18 protein-coding genes are annotated in these 16012 nt (G+C 65.4%); 11 read left to right on the forward strand and 7 right to left on the reverse strand.

Going from position 1 to position 16012, the window contains the following annotated elements:
* Positions 1 to 143: 143 nt before the first annotated feature.
* Positions 144 to 701 carry a thiamine pyrophosphate-binding protein gene (locus CWS35_RS35330; RefSeq protein ID WP_100955692.1) on the forward strand — a complete coding sequence of 186 codons (558 nt, stop codon included), beginning with the start codon at positions 144 to 146 and terminating at the stop codon, positions 699 to 701.
* Entirely contained in the window at positions 701 to 1291 is a 591-nt protein-coding gene (locus CWS35_RS35335; protein ID WP_024583770.1) for a thiamine pyrophosphate-dependent enzyme, read from the forward strand. Before CWS35_RS35330 ends, CWS35_RS35335 begins: the two co-directional genes overlap by 1 nt.
* Positions 1292 to 1304: 13 nt before the next feature.
* On the opposite strand, the gene CWS35_RS35340 is transcribed toward CWS35_RS35335, so the two are convergent.
* The gene (locus CWS35_RS35340) at positions 1305 to 2228 is read right to left on the reverse strand and encodes a LysR substrate-binding domain-containing protein (RefSeq protein ID WP_024583771.1); all 924 of its coding nucleotides are present in this window, start codon (positions 2226 to 2228) and stop codon (positions 1305 to 1307) included.
* Between the two features lie 167 nt (positions 2229 to 2395).
* On the opposite strand from CWS35_RS35340, the gene CWS35_RS35345 reads away from it, so the two are divergent.
* The 4 genes from CWS35_RS35345 (at position 2396) to CWS35_RS35360 (ending at position 6070) form a co-directional block, all read left to right on the forward strand.
* On the forward strand, positions 2396 to 3565 hold the full coding sequence (locus tag CWS35_RS35345) for an acyl-CoA dehydrogenase family protein (protein WP_024583772.1): 1170 nt from the start codon (positions 2396 to 2398) through the stop codon (positions 3563 to 3565).
* Positions 3566 to 3576: 11 nt separating this feature from the next.
* A complete protein-coding gene (locus tag CWS35_RS35350) occupies positions 3577 to 4677 on the forward strand; it encodes a CaiB/BaiF CoA-transferase family protein (protein WP_100955693.1) in 1101 nt (366 codons plus the stop codon).
* A 27-nt stretch (positions 4678 to 4704) separates the two neighbouring features.
* Positions 4705 to 5559 carry a MaoC family dehydratase N-terminal domain-containing protein gene (locus tag CWS35_RS35355; RefSeq protein ID WP_100955694.1) on the forward strand — a complete coding sequence of 285 codons (855 nt, stop codon included), beginning with the start codon at positions 4705 to 4707 and terminating at the stop codon, positions 5557 to 5559.
* Between the two features lie 130 nt (positions 5560 to 5689).
* The gene (locus tag CWS35_RS35360; protein WP_311538720.1) at positions 5690 to 6070 is read left to right on the forward strand and encodes a DUF930 domain-containing protein; all 381 of its coding nucleotides are present in this window, start codon (positions 5690 to 5692) and stop codon (positions 6068 to 6070) included.
* 40 nt (positions 6071 to 6110) lie between these two features.
* Here CWS35_RS35360 and CWS35_RS35365 read toward each other — a convergent pair whose 3' ends face one another.
* Positions 6111 to 6371, reverse strand: a complete 261-nt coding sequence (locus CWS35_RS35365) for a PepSY domain-containing protein (RefSeq protein WP_100955695.1) — start codon at positions 6369 to 6371, stop codon at positions 6111 to 6113.
* Between the two features lie 176 nt (positions 6372 to 6547).
* Between CWS35_RS35365 and hisC the strand changes: the two genes are divergently transcribed.
* Positions 6548 to 7600 (forward strand): histidinol-phosphate transaminase, encoded by a 1053-nt coding sequence (hisC, locus tag CWS35_RS35370; protein ID WP_100955696.1) that lies wholly within the window; start codon positions 6548 to 6550, stop codon positions 7598 to 7600.
* A 51-nt stretch (positions 7601 to 7651) separates the two neighbouring features.
* On the opposite strand, the gene CWS35_RS35375 is transcribed toward hisC, so the two are convergent.
* Together CWS35_RS35375 and CWS35_RS35380 are read right to left on the reverse strand one after the other, a co-directional pair.
* A complete protein-coding gene (locus CWS35_RS35375) occupies positions 7652 to 7945 on the reverse strand; it encodes a putative quinol monooxygenase (protein ID WP_100955697.1) in 294 nt (97 codons plus the stop codon).
* A 23-nt stretch (positions 7946 to 7968) separates the two neighbouring features.
* Entirely contained in the window at positions 7969 to 8574 is a 606-nt protein-coding gene (locus tag CWS35_RS35380; RefSeq protein ID WP_100955698.1) for a VOC family protein, read from the reverse strand.
* Between the two features lie 126 nt (positions 8575 to 8700).
* On the opposite strand from CWS35_RS35380, the gene CWS35_RS35385 reads away from it, so the two are divergent.
* The 3 genes from CWS35_RS35385 to mdlC all read left to right on the forward strand — a co-directional run bounded on the left by CWS35_RS35385 (position 8701) and on the right by mdlC (position 11489).
* Positions 8701 to 9207 carry a helix-turn-helix domain-containing protein gene (locus CWS35_RS35385; protein ID WP_100955699.1) on the forward strand — a complete coding sequence of 169 codons (507 nt, stop codon included), beginning with the start codon at positions 8701 to 8703 and terminating at the stop codon, positions 9205 to 9207.
* A gap of 49 nt (positions 9208 to 9256) precedes the next feature.
* Positions 9257 to 9640, forward strand: coding sequence for a tautomerase family protein (locus CWS35_RS35390; RefSeq protein ID WP_024583781.1), 384 nt, complete (start codon positions 9257 to 9259; stop codon positions 9638 to 9640).
* Between the two features lie 220 nt (positions 9641 to 9860).
* On the forward strand, positions 9861 to 11489 hold the full coding sequence (gene mdlC / locus CWS35_RS35395; RefSeq protein ID WP_100955700.1) for a benzoylformate decarboxylase: 1629 nt from the start codon (positions 9861 to 9863) through the stop codon (positions 11487 to 11489).
* 237 nt (positions 11490 to 11726) lie between these two features.
* Here the strand turns inward: mdlC and CWS35_RS35400 are convergent, their stop codons facing one another.
* Positions 11727 to 13280, reverse strand: a complete 1554-nt coding sequence (locus tag CWS35_RS35400) for a 4-hydroxyphenylacetate 3-hydroxylase family protein (protein WP_100955701.1) — start codon at positions 13278 to 13280, stop codon at positions 11727 to 11729.
* 82 nt (positions 13281 to 13362) lie between these two features.
* On the opposite strand from CWS35_RS35400, the gene CWS35_RS35405 reads away from it, so the two are divergent.
* Positions 13363 to 13983, forward strand: coding sequence for a TetR/AcrR family transcriptional regulator (locus tag CWS35_RS35405; RefSeq protein ID WP_100955702.1), 621 nt, complete (start codon positions 13363 to 13365; stop codon positions 13981 to 13983).
* A 243-nt stretch (positions 13984 to 14226) separates the two neighbouring features.
* Here CWS35_RS35405 and CWS35_RS35410 read toward each other — a convergent pair whose 3' ends face one another.
* Together CWS35_RS35410 and CWS35_RS35415 are read right to left on the reverse strand one after the other, a co-directional pair.
* Positions 14227 to 15021 (reverse strand): SDR family oxidoreductase, encoded by a 795-nt coding sequence (locus CWS35_RS35410; RefSeq protein ID WP_024583785.1) that lies wholly within the window; start codon positions 15019 to 15021, stop codon positions 14227 to 14229.
* Between the two features lie 224 nt (positions 15022 to 15245).
* Positions 15246 to 15941, reverse strand: a complete 696-nt coding sequence (locus CWS35_RS35415; protein ID WP_024583786.1) for a hemolysin III family protein — start codon at positions 15939 to 15941, stop codon at positions 15246 to 15248.
* Between the last annotated feature and the right edge of the window lie 71 nt (positions 15942 to 16012).

The raw sequence follows: 16012 nt of genomic DNA on the forward strand, positions 1-16012 counted from the left end.
CGTGCGGCCGGAAAGGTCGTTTCGCCCCCTATAAAATTCCGGCATAGCTGGGCGAGCCAGATGCGAAGAGAATAAAGCTCTCGCCTGCCCTAAGCCTCCCGGGTGACGACGCGCCGACGCGCGCGTACCTTACCGAGGCCACGATGGACCAGATTGCCGTTCACCAGGACAACGCGACCAGCGCCGACTGGCCGGTTGCGATCTACCGCACGCTGAAAAGCTTTGGCGTGGCGCAGGTGTCCTATGTTCCCGACGCGGGACATTCCAAGCTGATCAAACTGTCGCATACGGATGCCGGCATCAAGACCACGGTGCTGACCACCGAGGAAGAAGGCGTGGCGCTGTCCGCCGGCGCCTGGCTCGGCGGCGACCGTGCGGTGCTGTTGATGCAATCGAGCGGCGTCGGCAATTGCGTCAACATGCTATCGCTGATGGCGAGCTGCCGCTTCCCGCTATTGACCCTGGTGACGATGCGCGGCGAATGGGCCGAGTTCAACCCCTGGCAGATTCCGATGGGCCGCGCGACGCCGCAGGCGTTCGAGATCATGGGCACGTCAGTACTGCGGCTGGACAATCCCGACGACGCCGAGGAGGTGGTCTCGGCCGCCGCCTCGCTCGCCTATGACGGCGACCAGCAGGTCGCGGTCTTGATCTCGCAGCGGATGATCGGCCGCAAGAAGTGGACCAGGGAGACACACTGATGTCGGCAGCAACAGGCACACTCGACCGCCGCGCCGCCGTGAAGGCGCTGCTCGCCGATCGCGGCGATCTGCTGGTGATCTCCGGGCTCGGCTCGTCGTCCTACGACGTGTTCGATGCCGGCGACCACGCGAGCAATTTCTATCTCTGGGGCGCGATGGGCGGCGCCGCGATGGTCGGGCTCGGGCTCGCGCTGGCGCAGCCGAAGCGCCCGGTGCTGGTCGTCACCGGTGACGGCGAGCAGCTGATGGGAATCGGCAGCCTGCTGACCATTGCGACCAAGCAACCCGGCAATCTCTCGATCGCGGTGCTCGACAACGGCCATTTCGGCGAGACCGGCATGCAGCCCAGCCACTCCGGCCTGGGCGCGAAGCTCGAGGTCATCGCTGATGGCGCCGGCATCCGCAGTGTCTCCGATATCGCCGACATGGCCGGCATCGAGCGCTTTCGCGCGGGCTTGCGCGACCTCAGCGGCCCGCGGCTGGCGCGAATCCGGATCGCGGCCGGCGAGGTCGAGCGCGCGCTGCCGCCGCGCGATGGCACCTATCTCAAGAACCGCTTCCGCGGCCAGCTCGGCCTTGCGGTGAGCTGATGCGAAGCCGCGCTCAGGCGAGCTGGATATCCCAGAGCCCTTCGGCGCGGCACGCGGCGACCTCGTCGCGCAGCAGCCTTGCTATCAGCGTGATCGCATTCGAGCCGGGATGCTCGACCGGCGACGCCAGCGCGAGCTCGCGCCGCGGCGCCGGTCGCGCGATCGGCGCGGTCTCGAGCCGGCCTTCCGCGATCTCGCTGCGGACCGAGGACGGCGGCAGCAGCGTATACCCGAGCCCCTCCTCGACCAGGCTGGTCAGCACCCGGAACGAATCCGCCTCGAGCTTGACGTCGATATTGACCTTGCGCTTCGCCGCAGCATGCTCGATCAGCGCACGGAGCCCGTGCGAATGACTGGGCAGCACCAGACGCTGGCGCAGCAGCCAGCCGATATCGACCTGCTTCTTCTGCTTCAGCCCGCTGCCGCGCGGGCCGACCGCGACGACGCTGTCGCGGCCGAGGCTCTGCACCGCCAGATGCAAATCGACCGAAGGGCCGTAGATCACCGCAAGATCCATCCCGCCGCGATGCAGCCATTCGATCAGATGGCCGCTGTAGCTTTCGACGATGCAGAGCGAAATGCCGGGATAGCGCTCCACCGTGCGCCGCGCCAGCCGCGCCGACAGCACGCAGCTCACCGTCGGGATCAAGCCCAGCACCACCCGCCCGGACGGCGCTCCGCCCGCGGACTGGATGTCGTCGCGGATCTGGTCGATCTGCCGCACGATACCGCTGGTGCGCGCCAGCAGCAGACGGCCGGCATCGGTCAGCACCATGCCGCGGCCGTTGCGGGTGAACAATTCGGTGCGCAGCTCGTGCTCCAAGAGCTTGATCTGCCGGCTCAGCGCCGGCTGCGCGACCCGCAAGGTATCGGATGCCTTGCTCAGACTCCCGAGTTCCGCGACGCACGCAAAGGTCCTAAGCTGGCGGAAATCCATACTTGCCAATCCTGGAAGGCAGGTTCATACGCTATAACAAAACAGCATAGGGAGTTTACCGGGGCCCCACAACAGCGGGCGTTTTCTTCACACGGACCGGTTTCCGGTTCGCTCGAAAACTCCTTGGCGCAACCTCTCGGCAAGACAGAACGCAACAAGACGAAACAATGACCGCACACGAAGCTCAAGTCGACGACCACACAGACATCCGCGACGCCGTCGCAAAACTCTGCGCGCAGTTTCCCGGCGAATACTGGCGCAAGCTCGACCGCCAGATGGCCTATCCGAAGGAATTCGTCGATGCGCTGACCGAGGCGGGTTATCTCTCGGTGCTGATCCCCGAGGAATATGGCGGCGCCGGCCTGAAGCTGTCCGCCGCGGCGGCGATCCTGGAAGAGATCCAGCGCGCCGGCTGCAATGGCGGCGGCTGCCACGCCCAGATGTACACGATGGGCACCGTACTGCGGCACGGCAACGACGCGCAGAAGGCGAAGTATCTGCCGAAGGTCGCGACCGGCGAGTTGCGGTTGCAGGCGTTCGGCGTCACCGAGCCGACCAGCGGCACCGACACCTCCTCGCTGAAGACCTTCGCGCGCCGCGAGGGTGATCACTACGTCGTCAACGGCCAGAAGATCTGGACCAGCCGCGCCGAATATTCCGACCTGATGGTGCTGCTGGCGCGCACCACGCCAAAGGACGAAGCCAAGAAGCGCACCGACGGCCTCTCGGTGTTCATCGTCGACATGCGCGAGGTGAAGGGCAACGGTCTGGAGATCCGGCCGATCCGCACCATGATGAACCACGCCACGACCGAGGTGTTCTTCACCGACATGAAGGTGCCGGCGGAGAATCTGATCGGCGAGGAAGGCAAGGGCTTTCGCTACATCCTGTCCGGCATGAATGCCGAGCGCATCCTGATCGCCGCCGAATGTATCGGCGATGCCAAATGGTTCATCGCCAAGGCGACCAACTATGCCAAGGAGCGCAGCGTGTTCGGCCGGCCGATCGGCCAGAACCAGGGTATTCAGTTTCCGATTGCAAAAGCCTACGCCTCGATGCGCGCGGCCGAATTGATGGTCAAGGAAGCCACCCGCAAATACGAGGCCGGGCTCGATTGCGGCGCCGAGGCCAATATGGCCAAGATGCTGGCGGCCGATGCCTCCTGGGAGGCGGCCAACGCCTGCGTGCAGACCCATGGCGGCTTCGGCTTCGCCGAGGAATACGACGTCGAGCGCAAGTTTCGCGAGACCCGGCTCTACCAGGTGGCGCCGATCTCGACCAATCTGATCCTGTCCTTCGTCGCCGAGCACGTGCTCGGCATGCCCCGCTCCTACTGAGTTGTCTGATCATGCTGCCGCTTGAGGGATTGACCGTCATCGCCGTCGAACAGGCGGTCGCCGCGCCATTCTGCTCGTCACGCCTGGCCGATGCCGGCGCCCATGTCATCAAGATCGAGCGGCCGGAGGGTGATTTCGCCCGCGGCTACGACGCCGCGGCGAAAGGCCAGAGCAGCTATTTCGTCTGGCTCAACCGCGGCAAGGATTCCGCGGTGGTCGACCTCGCCACCAAGGAAGGCCGCGCAGAACTGGAGCGGCTGATCGCGAGCGCCGACGTGCTGTTGCAGAACCTGAAGCCGGGCTCGATGGACAAGCTCGGCTTCTCGCGCGAGCGGCTGCGCAAGGATTATCCGAAGCTGATCATGTGCACGATATCAGGCTATGGCGACACCGGCCCCTATGCCGACCGCAAGGCCTATGACCTCTTGATCCAGGCCGAAAGCGGTCTCGCCTCGATCACCGGTGGCCCGGAAGGCGCCTCGCGCGTCGGCATGTCGATCGTCGACGTCGCAACCGGCGCCACCGCACACGCCGCGATCCTCGAAGCCTTGATCGGCCGCGGACGCTCTGGCCAAGGCGCCGACATCCGGATCTCGATGTTCGACGTGATGGCCGACTGGCTCACCGTGCCGCTGCTCAATGCCGAGGACGGCAAGTCGCCGAAACGCATCGGCCTCGCCCATCCCTCGATCGCGCCCTACGGCGTGTTCCGCTCGAAGGATGGCAAGGAGATCCTGATCTCGATCCAGAGCGAGCGCGAGTGGAAGGTGCTGTGCGCCAAGGTGCTGGGCCAACCGGGGCTGCCCGACGACCCGCGCTTTGCCAACATGGTCGCGCGGGTGCAGAATCGAACGCTGACGGACCAGATCGTCAGCGACAGCTTCGGCAAGCTCACGCGCGAAGAATTGCTGTCGAAGCTTGCGGAAGCCGACATCGCCTTCGCCGAGGTCAACAGCATGAACGACCTCGCGGAGCATCCGCATCTGCGCCGCATCGAGGTCGACACGCCGAACGGCAAGGTCAGCTATCCGGCGCCGGCCGCGATCGTGGTCGGCGAGGACAGGCACTACGGCAAGGTGCCCGCGATCGGCGAGCGCACCAACCGTTCCTGAAATCTCTCCTGCCCGGGCAAGACAATCATGACCGATAAGCTCGACCTCGATCATCTCCGCCAGTGGATCGGCAAGACGACGGAAGCCTCCGACGTCGTCACCAAATATCTCGTGATGGGGCTGCGCGCGACACTGTTCCAGGAGATCGGCGAGCCGACGGCGGGCGATGCCGCGCCGTGGACCACGCATTGGTGCCTGGCGCAGCCGGTGTTTCCGATGTCGCAGCTCGGCCCGGACGGTCACCCGACCCGCGGCGGCTTCCTGCCGCCGGTGCCGCTGCCGCGCCGGATGTGGGCCGGCGGCGAGCTCGAATTCTTCGATAACTTGCGGATCGGCGACGAGGCCAAGCGCACGTCCAAGATTGCGGACGTCACCGTGAAATCCGGCTCGACCGGCACGCTGTGCTTCGTCGCGGTCAATCACGAAGTGACGACCTCGCGCGGGCTTGCTGTCCGCGAGCGGCAGGACATCGTCTATCGCGAGATGACGAGCACGCCATCCGCAGCGCCCGCCAAGGCGCCGCCGCCTGCCCCGGCCGCACAGCATCGCGAGAGCCATGTCTCCGATCCGGTGCTCTTGTTCCGCTACTCGGCGCTGACCTTCAACGGCCATCGCATCCATTACGACCGCGACTATGTCACCAAGGTCGAAGGTTATCCGGGCCTGATCTTTCACGGCCCGCTGCAAGCCTCCTTCATCGTCGAGCTCGCCGCCAGGCTGCGCGGCGGCAAGCCGCCGAAGAAGCTTTCCTATCGCGGCGTGCAGCCGCTGTTCGAGGGCAGCGAGTTCTCGATCAATGCCAACGACAAGGACGGCGGCATGGAGCTGTGGACCGCCAATGCCGAGGGCCAGCCGACCATGAAGGGCACCGCGAGCTGGTAGCAGCGGACGCCCGTCATCAGCCATTCGTCGTGGAACCTGACCGCGGCGAGCACGGATTTGTGGATTGATGGCGGCACGGTTTTCTGCAAATCGCGGACCTGTCGATTCCACACCTTCGATGAGGCGCCCGTTGAGATCATTCCTGCTTGCCACGCTGCTGACGCTGTCGGTCCCTGCCCATGCGCAAGACCAGCGCTTTCTCGACAGCCTGCGGAAACTCGAACCGGAAACGCGGCTCGAGCAGGTCTGCGATTATGCCGCGATGTCCAGCATCAGCCGCGACACCGGAAGGCCGGCCGACCGGGCGAAATCCGACGTGACGTCCCGCCCCGCTCATTCAGGCAACACGCTCACCGTCAAGGGCGGGGCCTTCCGCAGCAAGGGACAATGGTTCGCGCTGGCGTTCACCTGCAAGGGAACGCCCGACCATCTGCATGTCGCCAGCCTGCAGTACAAGATCGGCGAGGCCATCCCGGCTGCGAAATGGCCATCGCTCGGGCTCTGGCGCTAGCCCCCGCGAGGGCGCGCCGCTGCCGACGAAGGTCAATCAATCAGTGCTTTGGTTCGTTCTTGGTCAGTTTCCCGGTGTGCGGATCGATATGCAACTCGTAGGTCGTGCCGCCCTTGACTGCATCACCTTCCCAATGGCCGTCGTCGGCCTCCAGGTTGGTGATCGCCGAGTAGCCCATATCGTGGAGTTTCTCGATCACCTGCTGCTTGGTCAGCCAGTTGGCACCCGGCGCGTCGGCCAGAGCGGGAGTGGCCAAAGCAGGCGCGGCGAGAAACACCGCGAGCAGCGCCAGTCTCTTCATTCGTTCATCCTTTCATTGCCCGGCATCGGTTGCATGGGCCTGGAGGAGCAACGTCAGGCGTTCCCGGAAGTTGCACCGCGCCCGCCGATATATCGATCGCGCGACCGGCGAAGAACCGCTTTCACTGCCGCGCCGCACCTCCTACTGTGGTGCGATCTAGCCATGGATCAGGGATCATGAGTCGCTTCTGGAGTTCGGTCGTCCATACCCTGTCGCCCTATGTGCCCGGCGAACAGCCGAAGATCGACGGCCTCGTCAAGCTCAACACCAACGAGAACCCGTATGATCCCTCGCCACGGGCGCTGACCGCGATTGCGGCCGCCGCCGAGCGGCTGCGGCTCTATCCCGATCCCGCCGCGACCAGCCTGCGCGAGACGATCGCCGCCCGCTTCGACGTCGCCGCCAACGAGGTGTTCGTCGGCAACGGCTCGGACGAGGTGCTGGCCCACACCTTCCAGGCGCTGCTCAGGCACGATGCGCCGCTGCTGTTCCCCGACATCACCTACAGCTTCTACCCGGTCTATTGCCGACTCTATGGCGTCAGCCACGAGGTCGTGCCGCTCGACGGCGCGATGCGGATCGACCTTGCCGACTATCGGCGGCCCGGCAGCGCCGTCCTGCTGTGCAATCCGAACGCGCCAACCGGCATCGCGCTGCCGCGGGCGGCGATCGAGGCCCTGATCACCGAACATCCCGACCGGCTGGTGGTGGTCGATGAGGCCTATGTCGACTTCGGCGCCGAGAGCGCGGTGCCCCTGGTCGCGCGCCACGACAATCTGTTGGTCATTCAGACCCTGTCCAAGTCGCGCGCGCTGGCGGGCTTGCGGGTCGGCTTCGCGATCGGCCAGCGCCCGCTGATCGAGGCGCTGGAGCGGGTCAAGGACAGCTTCAACTCCTATCCGCTGGATTGCTTCGCGATCGCCGGCGCAGTCGCGGCCATCGAAGACGACGCCTGGTTTCAGGAGACGCGGCAGCGCATCATCCAGAGCCGCGAGACGCTCACCGGTGGCCTCACCGGGCTGGGCTTCGAGGTGCTGCCATCGCAGGCGAATTTCGTGTTCGCCCGGCATCGCAGCCATCGCGGCGCCGATCTCGCAGCGCGGTTGCGCGAGCGTGGCGTCCTGGTCCGGCATTTCCAGAAGCCGCGGATCGAGGATTTCCTGCGTATCACGATCGGCACCGACGAAGAGTGCGGCCGCCTGATCGGCCTGCTGCGCCAGATGGTCTGACCACGACGCCGGGCTCAACGGGACGGCAGCGTGGCGGCGGGATCATCGCACCTACGCGGCGGGCGTGCACCGCGTTGCGGTGATCTTGATGCCGAACGCTGCGCTCTCCTCGCGAAACTGCGCGATCGACCGCGCATTGCGATGCGCCTCGAACGCGGCGTCATCCTGGTAGACCTCGTAGATCATCAGCTTCGCGGCGTCCTCGCGCGGCACCAGGATTTCGAAGCGCAGCGTGCCCGGCTCGTCCCTGAGCGAACGGGCGCCGTGCGCTGCGAGCAGCGACAACACCCGATCCCGTGTCTCCGGGGCAACCTCTACGGTGGCGATGAGGGCAAGTTTGGTCATGACGGATGCTCCTGTTTGACTGATCACTCCGGCAGCGGCTTGCCGGCCTGCTCGCGAACGATGTAGTCGGCGTACCAGTCGGGCCAGTTCGCATCGTGCCCGCCGGTGCGCTTCTCATGCTCACCATGGGCCGTTGCGGCGCGCTGTAGCGCGGCGGCGAGATCTGTCGCTGACGTGAACGTCGTGCTGCTGCCATCGACGCGCCCGGGCAGGCGCTGCGTCACTTGCTGCAACAGCCAGGTGTTGCCGTCCGGATCGCTGAACGTGGCAAGCGAGCCATAGCTCGGGCGCTCCGGATCGGCTCCCTTGATACGGCCTTGCGGACCGCGATGAAACACCTCGCTCACCTCGACGCCATGCCCGATCAACTCGGCGCGCGCCGCCTCGATGTCGTTCACGATCAGGAAGCGCGGCAGCGCCGAGCCCTTGTCGAGATGAACTGACGTCGGCGAGCCCGGCGGCGTCAATTGCAGGGCGCGCGAGCCGTCGGCCCTGATGAAATCGGCGTCCAGCCGCCAGCCCAGATTTTCGTAGAAGCGTTTGGCGCGATCGACGTCGGAAACGGGAATCACGACGACTTCGAGCTTCATCTCGACACCCGGTTCCGGACCCTTGCCTTCGGTACTCATGGCTTGCTCCTTTGGCTTGCTCCTCGAAATGTGATGGGCCGGGTCGAGATGCCCGTTGCCCCCACCGTGATGACAGCCTACGTTACTATGAAATTCATAGTTACAATACCAGATGAAGAAAACGTGATGAGAAAGCCAAAAGGCAGCGCTGAGGATCAGACGCTCTGTCCGGTGGCGCGGGCCGAGAACGTGGTAGGCGATCGCTGGTCGGTTCTGGTGCTGCGCGAGCTGTTCGCGCGCAACCATCGCTTCGAGGAGATTCAGGCCTATACGGGCGCAACTCCGCAGATGATCGCGGCGCGGTTGAAGAAGCTCGAGGCCGACGGACTGGTGACGCGGCGTGCCTACAGCGAGCGCCCGCTGCGCCACGAATACCATTTGACCGAGAAAGGCACGGCATTCTTCCCCGTGATGTTCGCGCTGCGCGCCTGGGGCGAAACCTGGTGCAAGTCGCCCAGGGACGGCCTTTCCATGAACTACACGCACCTCGCCTGCGGCCAACCGGCCGGGCTCGGTCCCCTCTGCCAGTCCTGCAGCGAGCCGTTGCATTGGGCCGACATGTCCGCCGCGCGAACGCCGAAATATCAAAAGGAGCGCGACGCGCGATGGGAGGCCTTCAAGGCGAGGCGCTGAATTCCGTTCATGCGAGCCTCACGGGACTCGCGCAACACAGGAGGCCACCATGCCTTTCGTTCGTATCGACCTGAAGCGAGGCAAGACCGCCGAATATCGCAAGACCCTGGGCGAGATCGTCTACAAGGCGATGCGTGAGATCATCAATGTGCCGGAGAACGACAAGTTTCAGGTCATCACCGAGCATGACCGCGATGACTTGAACTATGCCGACAATTATCTCGGCAACAGCTACAGCGACGATCTCATCTTCATCCAGATCACCATGAATGCGGGGCGTACGGTCGAGATGAAGAAGGCGTTCTACAAGCGGATCGTGGACGACTACCAGAGCCAGCTGCACGGGCGCCCGGACGACATCTTCATCAATCTGGTCGAAGTCGCCAAGGAGAACTGGTCGTTCGGCAACGGCATCGCCCAATACGCGACCTGACCAGCGGACCAGACCTGCGCCGGACGGGCATCGACCTGTCCGGCAAGCTGACCGCCGCGCTGCAAAAGGCCACTTGACTGCGTAATCATTCGAGTCGTTGCTTGGGCAACCAGGCCACGGCGGCTTGACTTCCTCGGGCAATCCATCGACAGGTGGATTGCCTTTCCGCTTTGCCGTGCGCAATGACGGAACATAACAACACAGCAATGGGAGCCGCCCGATGTCGACGCGCAAACCCGCCGCCAGCAAAGGCAAGACCGTCACCGTCAAGGACGCCACGTTCGGCCTGCTGCGCGCGTGGGGCATCAGACGCGTGTTCGGCAATCCGGGCTCGACCGAGCTGCCGTTCCTGAGCGACTGGCCCGACGACATCGATTACGTGCTCGGCCTGCAAGAGGCGTCCGTGGTCGGCATGGCCGATGGCTATGCGCTGGCGACCCGCAACGCCGGTTTCGTCAATCTGCATTCGGCGGCCGGCGTCGGCAACGCGCTCGGCAACATCTACAACGCCTACCGCAACCAGACCCCGCTGGTGATCACCGCGGGCCAGCAGGCGCGCTCCATCATGCCGCTGCAAGCCTTCCTCTATGCCGAGCGCGCCTCGGAATTCCCTCGGCCTTACGTGAAATTCGCCGTCGAGCCGGCGCGCGCCGAGGACGTGCCGGCCGCGATCGCGCGGGCCTATTATGTCGCGATGCAGCCGCCCTGCGGGCCGACCTTCGTTTCGGTGCCGATCGACGACTGGGCGCATGCGACCCAGCCGCTCGACGCGCGCCAGGTCAGCCGCGAGGTCGGCGCTGATCCGGCCGCAATGCAGGCGCTGGTGGCCGCATTTGGCGAGGCCAGTCGCCCCGCCCTCGTCGTCGGCCCCGCGGTCGACCGCGCCGAAGCGGTCGAGTTGATGGTGAAGGTCGCGGAGAAGACCAAGGCCGCGGTCTGGGCCAGCCCGTTCTCGGCGCGCTGCTCGTTCCCCGAGCGGCATCCGCAATTCGCCGGCTTCCTGCATGCCGCGCCGGGCCAGCTCTCCGATGCGCTGCGCGATCACGACCTCGTCGTCGTGGTCGGCGCGCCGGTGTTCACCTTCCATGTCGAGGGCCACGCCGCGATCTTCGACGGCCCGACCACGATCTTCCAGATCACCGACGATCCCGATGCCGCCGCGATGACGCCGACCGGCCACAGCATCATTGCGACCATGAAGCCGGCGCTGTCGGCGCTGCTCGCGCTGCTGCCCGAGACCAGGCGTGCCGCATCGCCGGGCCGCGTGCTGCCGCCGCCGCCCGCGGCCGGCGATCCGATTCCAGCCGAATACGCCCTGCACGCGCTGTCGGCCGCGATGGGTCCGCATGACGCGCTGGTCGAGGAAGTGCCGTCGCATCGCCCGCTGATGCAGAAGGCGATGCCGATGCGCGGCCAGGACAGTTTCTACACCATGGCGAGCGGTGGCCTCGGCTACAGCCTGCCGGCCGCGGTCGGCATGGCGCTCGGCCGAAGCCAAGGCCGCACGGTCTGCCTGATCGGCGACGGCTCGGCGATGTATTCGATCCAGGCGCTATGGACGGCAGCGCAGCGCAAGCTGCCGCTGACGGTCGTGGTGCTGAACAATTCCGGCTACGGCGCGATGCGCTCGTTCAGCCAGGTGATGCAGGTGCGCAACGTGCCGGGGCTGGATTTGCCCGGCATCGACTTCGTCAAGCTCGCCGAAGGCATGGGCTGCGACGCAATGCGGGTGACAAAATCAGTCGAGCTCGCAAGCGCCTATCAGCGCGGCCTGTCGGCGAAGGGCACCAGCCTGATCGAGGTGATGGTCGATTCCGCGGTGCCGCTGCTCTACGCGCAGAAGAGCTGAGCGGCGAGAACGCAGTTCCTGCGCACTCGTAAGGAAGGCACCGGCGGCTGGGTTCCCTCCCCCCTTGCGGGGGAGGGTTAGGGAGAGGGGTGGCCACACGGCGTGCTCTCTCGATTACGAGTCTCAACGAAACGCGATCGGGATTGCGAAAGCGAGACTCACGTCAATACCTCGCCCGGGGCTTACCCCTCTCCCCAGCCCTCCCCCGCAAGGGGGGAGGGAGCCCGATCAGCGTGCTCACCTCACGAGGGCATTTTCACGCTCCTGCTCCACCGCTTGTGCTGACGGCGCCGGTACTTCGCAGCCGGTGGCACAGCAGCGGCCGGGCTGCTTCGACACGCGCTGGCCCTCGTCGACCAAACCGCGCCCGAGCAGATTCTCGACCAGCTCGGCCTTCTCCATCACGGGATAATTGCGCCAGATCTCGCGCTTCATCGCTTCCGGCGAGCCGCCACCATGCAGCGAGATCACCGAGTACCAGCCGGCTTCGTGCGACACCGTGAGATCCTCGATCAGCCGCGCCACCTCGGCGCGCTGCTCGGCCGGAATGTCGGGCCGTCCGCCCATCACGGCGGCGAGCGAGGCACGGGTTTCCGGATTATGATCCTCGTCGGGTCCCGGCAGCGCGACGATCAAGCCGCCGGAGACGTAATGCGCGACGCGATGCATGTCGTAGATCTTGGTCGCCAGCAGCAGCTTGCCGATGTTGGAGAACACGGCATCCGGCATCACCGATCCAGCCGGATCTTTCGTGCAATAGACCGAGGACGCCACGCCGCAGGCATAGAAGCTTTCGGTGATGGTGATGAGCTCGACCATCGCCTCGCGGATATGGGCGTGCTTCTCGGCATCGAGCCCGTTGGCCTCGATCATCAGCGCGCCGGCGCCGATCAGGAGGTCGCCGAAGCCGGCGCGCGCGCCGATGCAGGAGTGGCGGTGATGGGTGGCGTAGGAGGTGGTGAGGAAGCCGCCCTCCTCGGTCTCGCCGGCGAGGAAGACGCGCTCATGCGGCACGAACACGTCGTCGAAGATCACGACGCCGACCGACTGGCCGTACTTCGCCGAGAACTTTGCCGAGGCATCGCCGGGACGACCGGCCGGGCGCGCGACGATGGTGACGCCGGGCGCATCGATCGGCACCGCGCAACACACCGCGAAATCCTTGTCGGCGGGCACATGGGTGCGGCACGGCATGACCAGGAATTCGTGCATGTAAGGCGCGCCGGTGACGATCGCCTTGGTGCCGCGGATCACGATGCCGTCGGGGCGGCGCTCCTTGATGTGGACATAGACGTCCGGATTGGCTTGCAGGCCCGGACGCTTGGAGCGATCGCCCTTGGCATCGGTCATGGCGACGCCGAGCGTCAGGTCCTGGTCCTGCACCTCGTGCAGATAATTGAGGAAGCGCTGGCTGTAGTCGGTGCCGTGGCGATCGTCGGTGAGCCTGGTCGCCTGGTAGAGCCCGTTCAGCGCATCATGGGTGAGGTAGCGCTGTGCGCAGCCCGATGTCCGGCACACCAGCCGCACCGCCTCGAGCTTGTAGAGCAGGTCCTGCGAGCTCTCGTTGATGTGGAGCATGCGATTGACGGTCTTGCCCGAGGTCGTTTGCCGCGCCGTCAAGATCGGCACGTGCTCGGCGCGATGCGCGAAATCATAGGTGACGCCGACACCCGCCACGCCCGGCGCCAGCAACGGCTCATCCGCGACGCTCGCCACCGCCTCGCCGTTGACGAACACCCGCGGCTTGTAGCGGCGCAGGGATTCCCGGTAGTCCGCGGCCGTCATCAGCATGGCGCTTCTCCCTTGCTCATTTATTCTAATGTTGTTAAATTATTGAACACCGTTAGAATCGAGTCAAGGACGGAATCGCCGGATGCAGATGCGCGAGAGCAGGAGAGAGGCGGTCAGCCGCCACAAGCGGGAGCTGATCCTCGATGCAGCGCGCAGCGTGTTCGCCGAGGAAGGCCTTGAGGGCGCGAGCCTGCGGGCGATCGCCACCCGGGCCGGCTACACCCCGGCGGCGCTGTATTTCCATTTCGATTCCAAGGAGGCGATCTATGCCGAGGTGCTGCGGCAGTCGCTGGCCGCGCTTGGCGAAGCCGTCAGCGCGGCGGTCGCCACGACGCGCGGCGCCAAGCAGCGGCTGCACGCCGCCGGGATGGGCTTCTTCCGCTACTATGCCGACAACCCGCGCGACCTCGATCTCGGCTTCTATCTGTTACGCGGCGGCATGAAGCCGGCCGGGCTCGGCCATGACCGCGACCACGCGCTGAACGCCGCCTTGGAGGCCGCGCTGCATCCGATCGCGGAGGCGGCCGAGACGCTGGGCGCGTCGAGGCAGAAGGCCAACACGGTGATGGTCGACTGCTTCGCGCATGCCACCGGCCTGTTGCTGTTGCTGCACACCGGCCGCATCCGAATGTTCGGCGCCTCAGCGCCCGATCTGATGGACGCCTATCTGCGCGAAAGGATCGCGCAACTGGCCAAGGAGTGAGGCCGAGATAGCGGCTGTAAGGAGGCCACCAGCGGATGGGCTCCCTCCCCCCCTTGCGGGGGAGGGTTGGGGAGAGGGGTACCACACGGGTGCCCTCTCGTTTCAATCTCACGGCGCGCGCCCGAGATTGCGATAGCGACGCTTCAATCAATCATCTCGCCCGGGGCCACCCCTCTCCCGCAAGGGGAGAGGGAGCCTGACCAGGGTGCTCACCTCACACGAACGACGCGAATTCCCTGGCCATCACTTCCCGTAGCTCTCGCGCATCTTGGCCTGGATCTTGGCCATGCCGCCGATCCAGCGGTCGTAGTTCTCGGTCTTCTTGCGCATGTAGCCGAGCACCTGCGGGTGCGGCAGGATCAGGAAGGTCTCCTGCTCGATGCCCTTGAGCGCATCCTGGGCGACCTGCTCGGCCGACAGATCGCCGTCGCCGGATTGCGGGCCCTTCGGGATCGAGCGCAGCATGTTGGTATCGACGCCCTGCGGGCAGAGGATCGAGACCTTGATGTTGTCGGCGCGATGCGAAATCGCGAGGTTCTCGGCGAAGCCGACCGCGGCGTGCTTGGTGGTGGAATAGGCCGGGCTGCCGACCTGCGACAACAGGCCCGCCGCCGAGATCGTGTTGAGGAAATAGCCCTCACCGCGCGCCTTCATGCGCGGCACCAGATGCCGCGCGGCATAGACATGCGCCATCACATGGATCGCCCAGCTGCGCGACCACGGCTCGTCCGAGGTGCCGCCGGCATTGTGCGACAGCGGATCGAAGCCGCCGCCGATGCCGGCATTGGAGCAGAACAGCGCGATCGGGCCAAACATGCGCTCGGTCTCGTCGATCACATGCAGGATGTTCTTCTCCTGCCCGACATCGCATTTGAAGGCAGCGCCGCCGACCGTGGCCGCGACCTTCTCGGCCGCCGCATGGTCGAGGTCGACCACCACGACCTTGGAGGCACCGGCGGCATGGAACGCCTCGCACAGCGCCTTGCCGATGCCATTGCCACCGCCGGTGACCACCACAACCTTACCCGCCACCTGCATGGCCATCCTCCCGATATCTTTGCTTCACACTGTCGCTTCACCCACCCAACCCCGGCGCCTCCCGTCATCCTGAGGAGCGCGTAGCGCGTCTCGAAGGATGCACGGCCCGGCTGGTGGCCGTCGACCCTTCGAGACGCGCTACGCGCTCCTCAGGGTGACGGTGAGAGGGCTGAATGGGCCTATCGAGAACATGATAGCCGATCTACCGCTGATGGCGAGAAACTTCAGCTCGCCAGCACGACGTCGAACACGGCCGTGTAGTGGCAGGCGGCTCCGAGCAGCACGAAGCAATGCCAGATCGCGTTCTGGAAGCGTAGCCGGCGCCAGGAATGGAAGATCACGCCGAAGCTGTAGAGAATGCCGCCCGCCAGCACGAAGCCGAGCGCCATCGCCGGCAATGCCTTGACCACGGCATCGTAGAGCATGATGCCACTCCAGCCCATCGCCAGATACAACCCGATCGACAGCCGGTCGAAACGACCCGGATAGCGCAGCTTCAGCCAGATCCCGACGATCGCCACGCACCACACGCCAACGAGCAGCGCGATCGCGACATAGCTGTCCTTCAGTTCCACGATGAACGGCGTGTAGGTCGCGGCGATCAACAGGTAGATCGCGGAGTGATCGAAGCGCCGCAGGATCCATTTGGCGCGCGACACCGGCCAGAGATTATAGGTCGCCGACAGCGTCAGCATCGCGAGCAGGCCCGCGACATAGACCGACACCACGGCGACGTCGAACGGACCGGCATAGACCGCGGTCAATACGATCAGCGCGGTGGCGGCAACCAGTCCGAAACAGACACCGACAACATGAACGACACCGTCGGCGATCAGTTCGGCGCGGTCGTAGTTCCACAGCGCGGCGCCGGCCGCGTGGATCGAGGTCGAGGCAAGTTGCTTCAGGCGGAAGACCGTCATGCAGGCTTTCCTGTGGGCCGATTGACTATGGGTATCGCCGGCGTGGTGGCGCGTTCAATCCCTCACCCGCA

The sequence above is a fragment of the Bradyrhizobium sp. SK17 genome, from assembly GCF_002831585.1.
Taxonomy (GTDB): domain Bacteria; phylum Pseudomonadota; class Alphaproteobacteria; order Rhizobiales; family Xanthobacteraceae; genus Bradyrhizobium.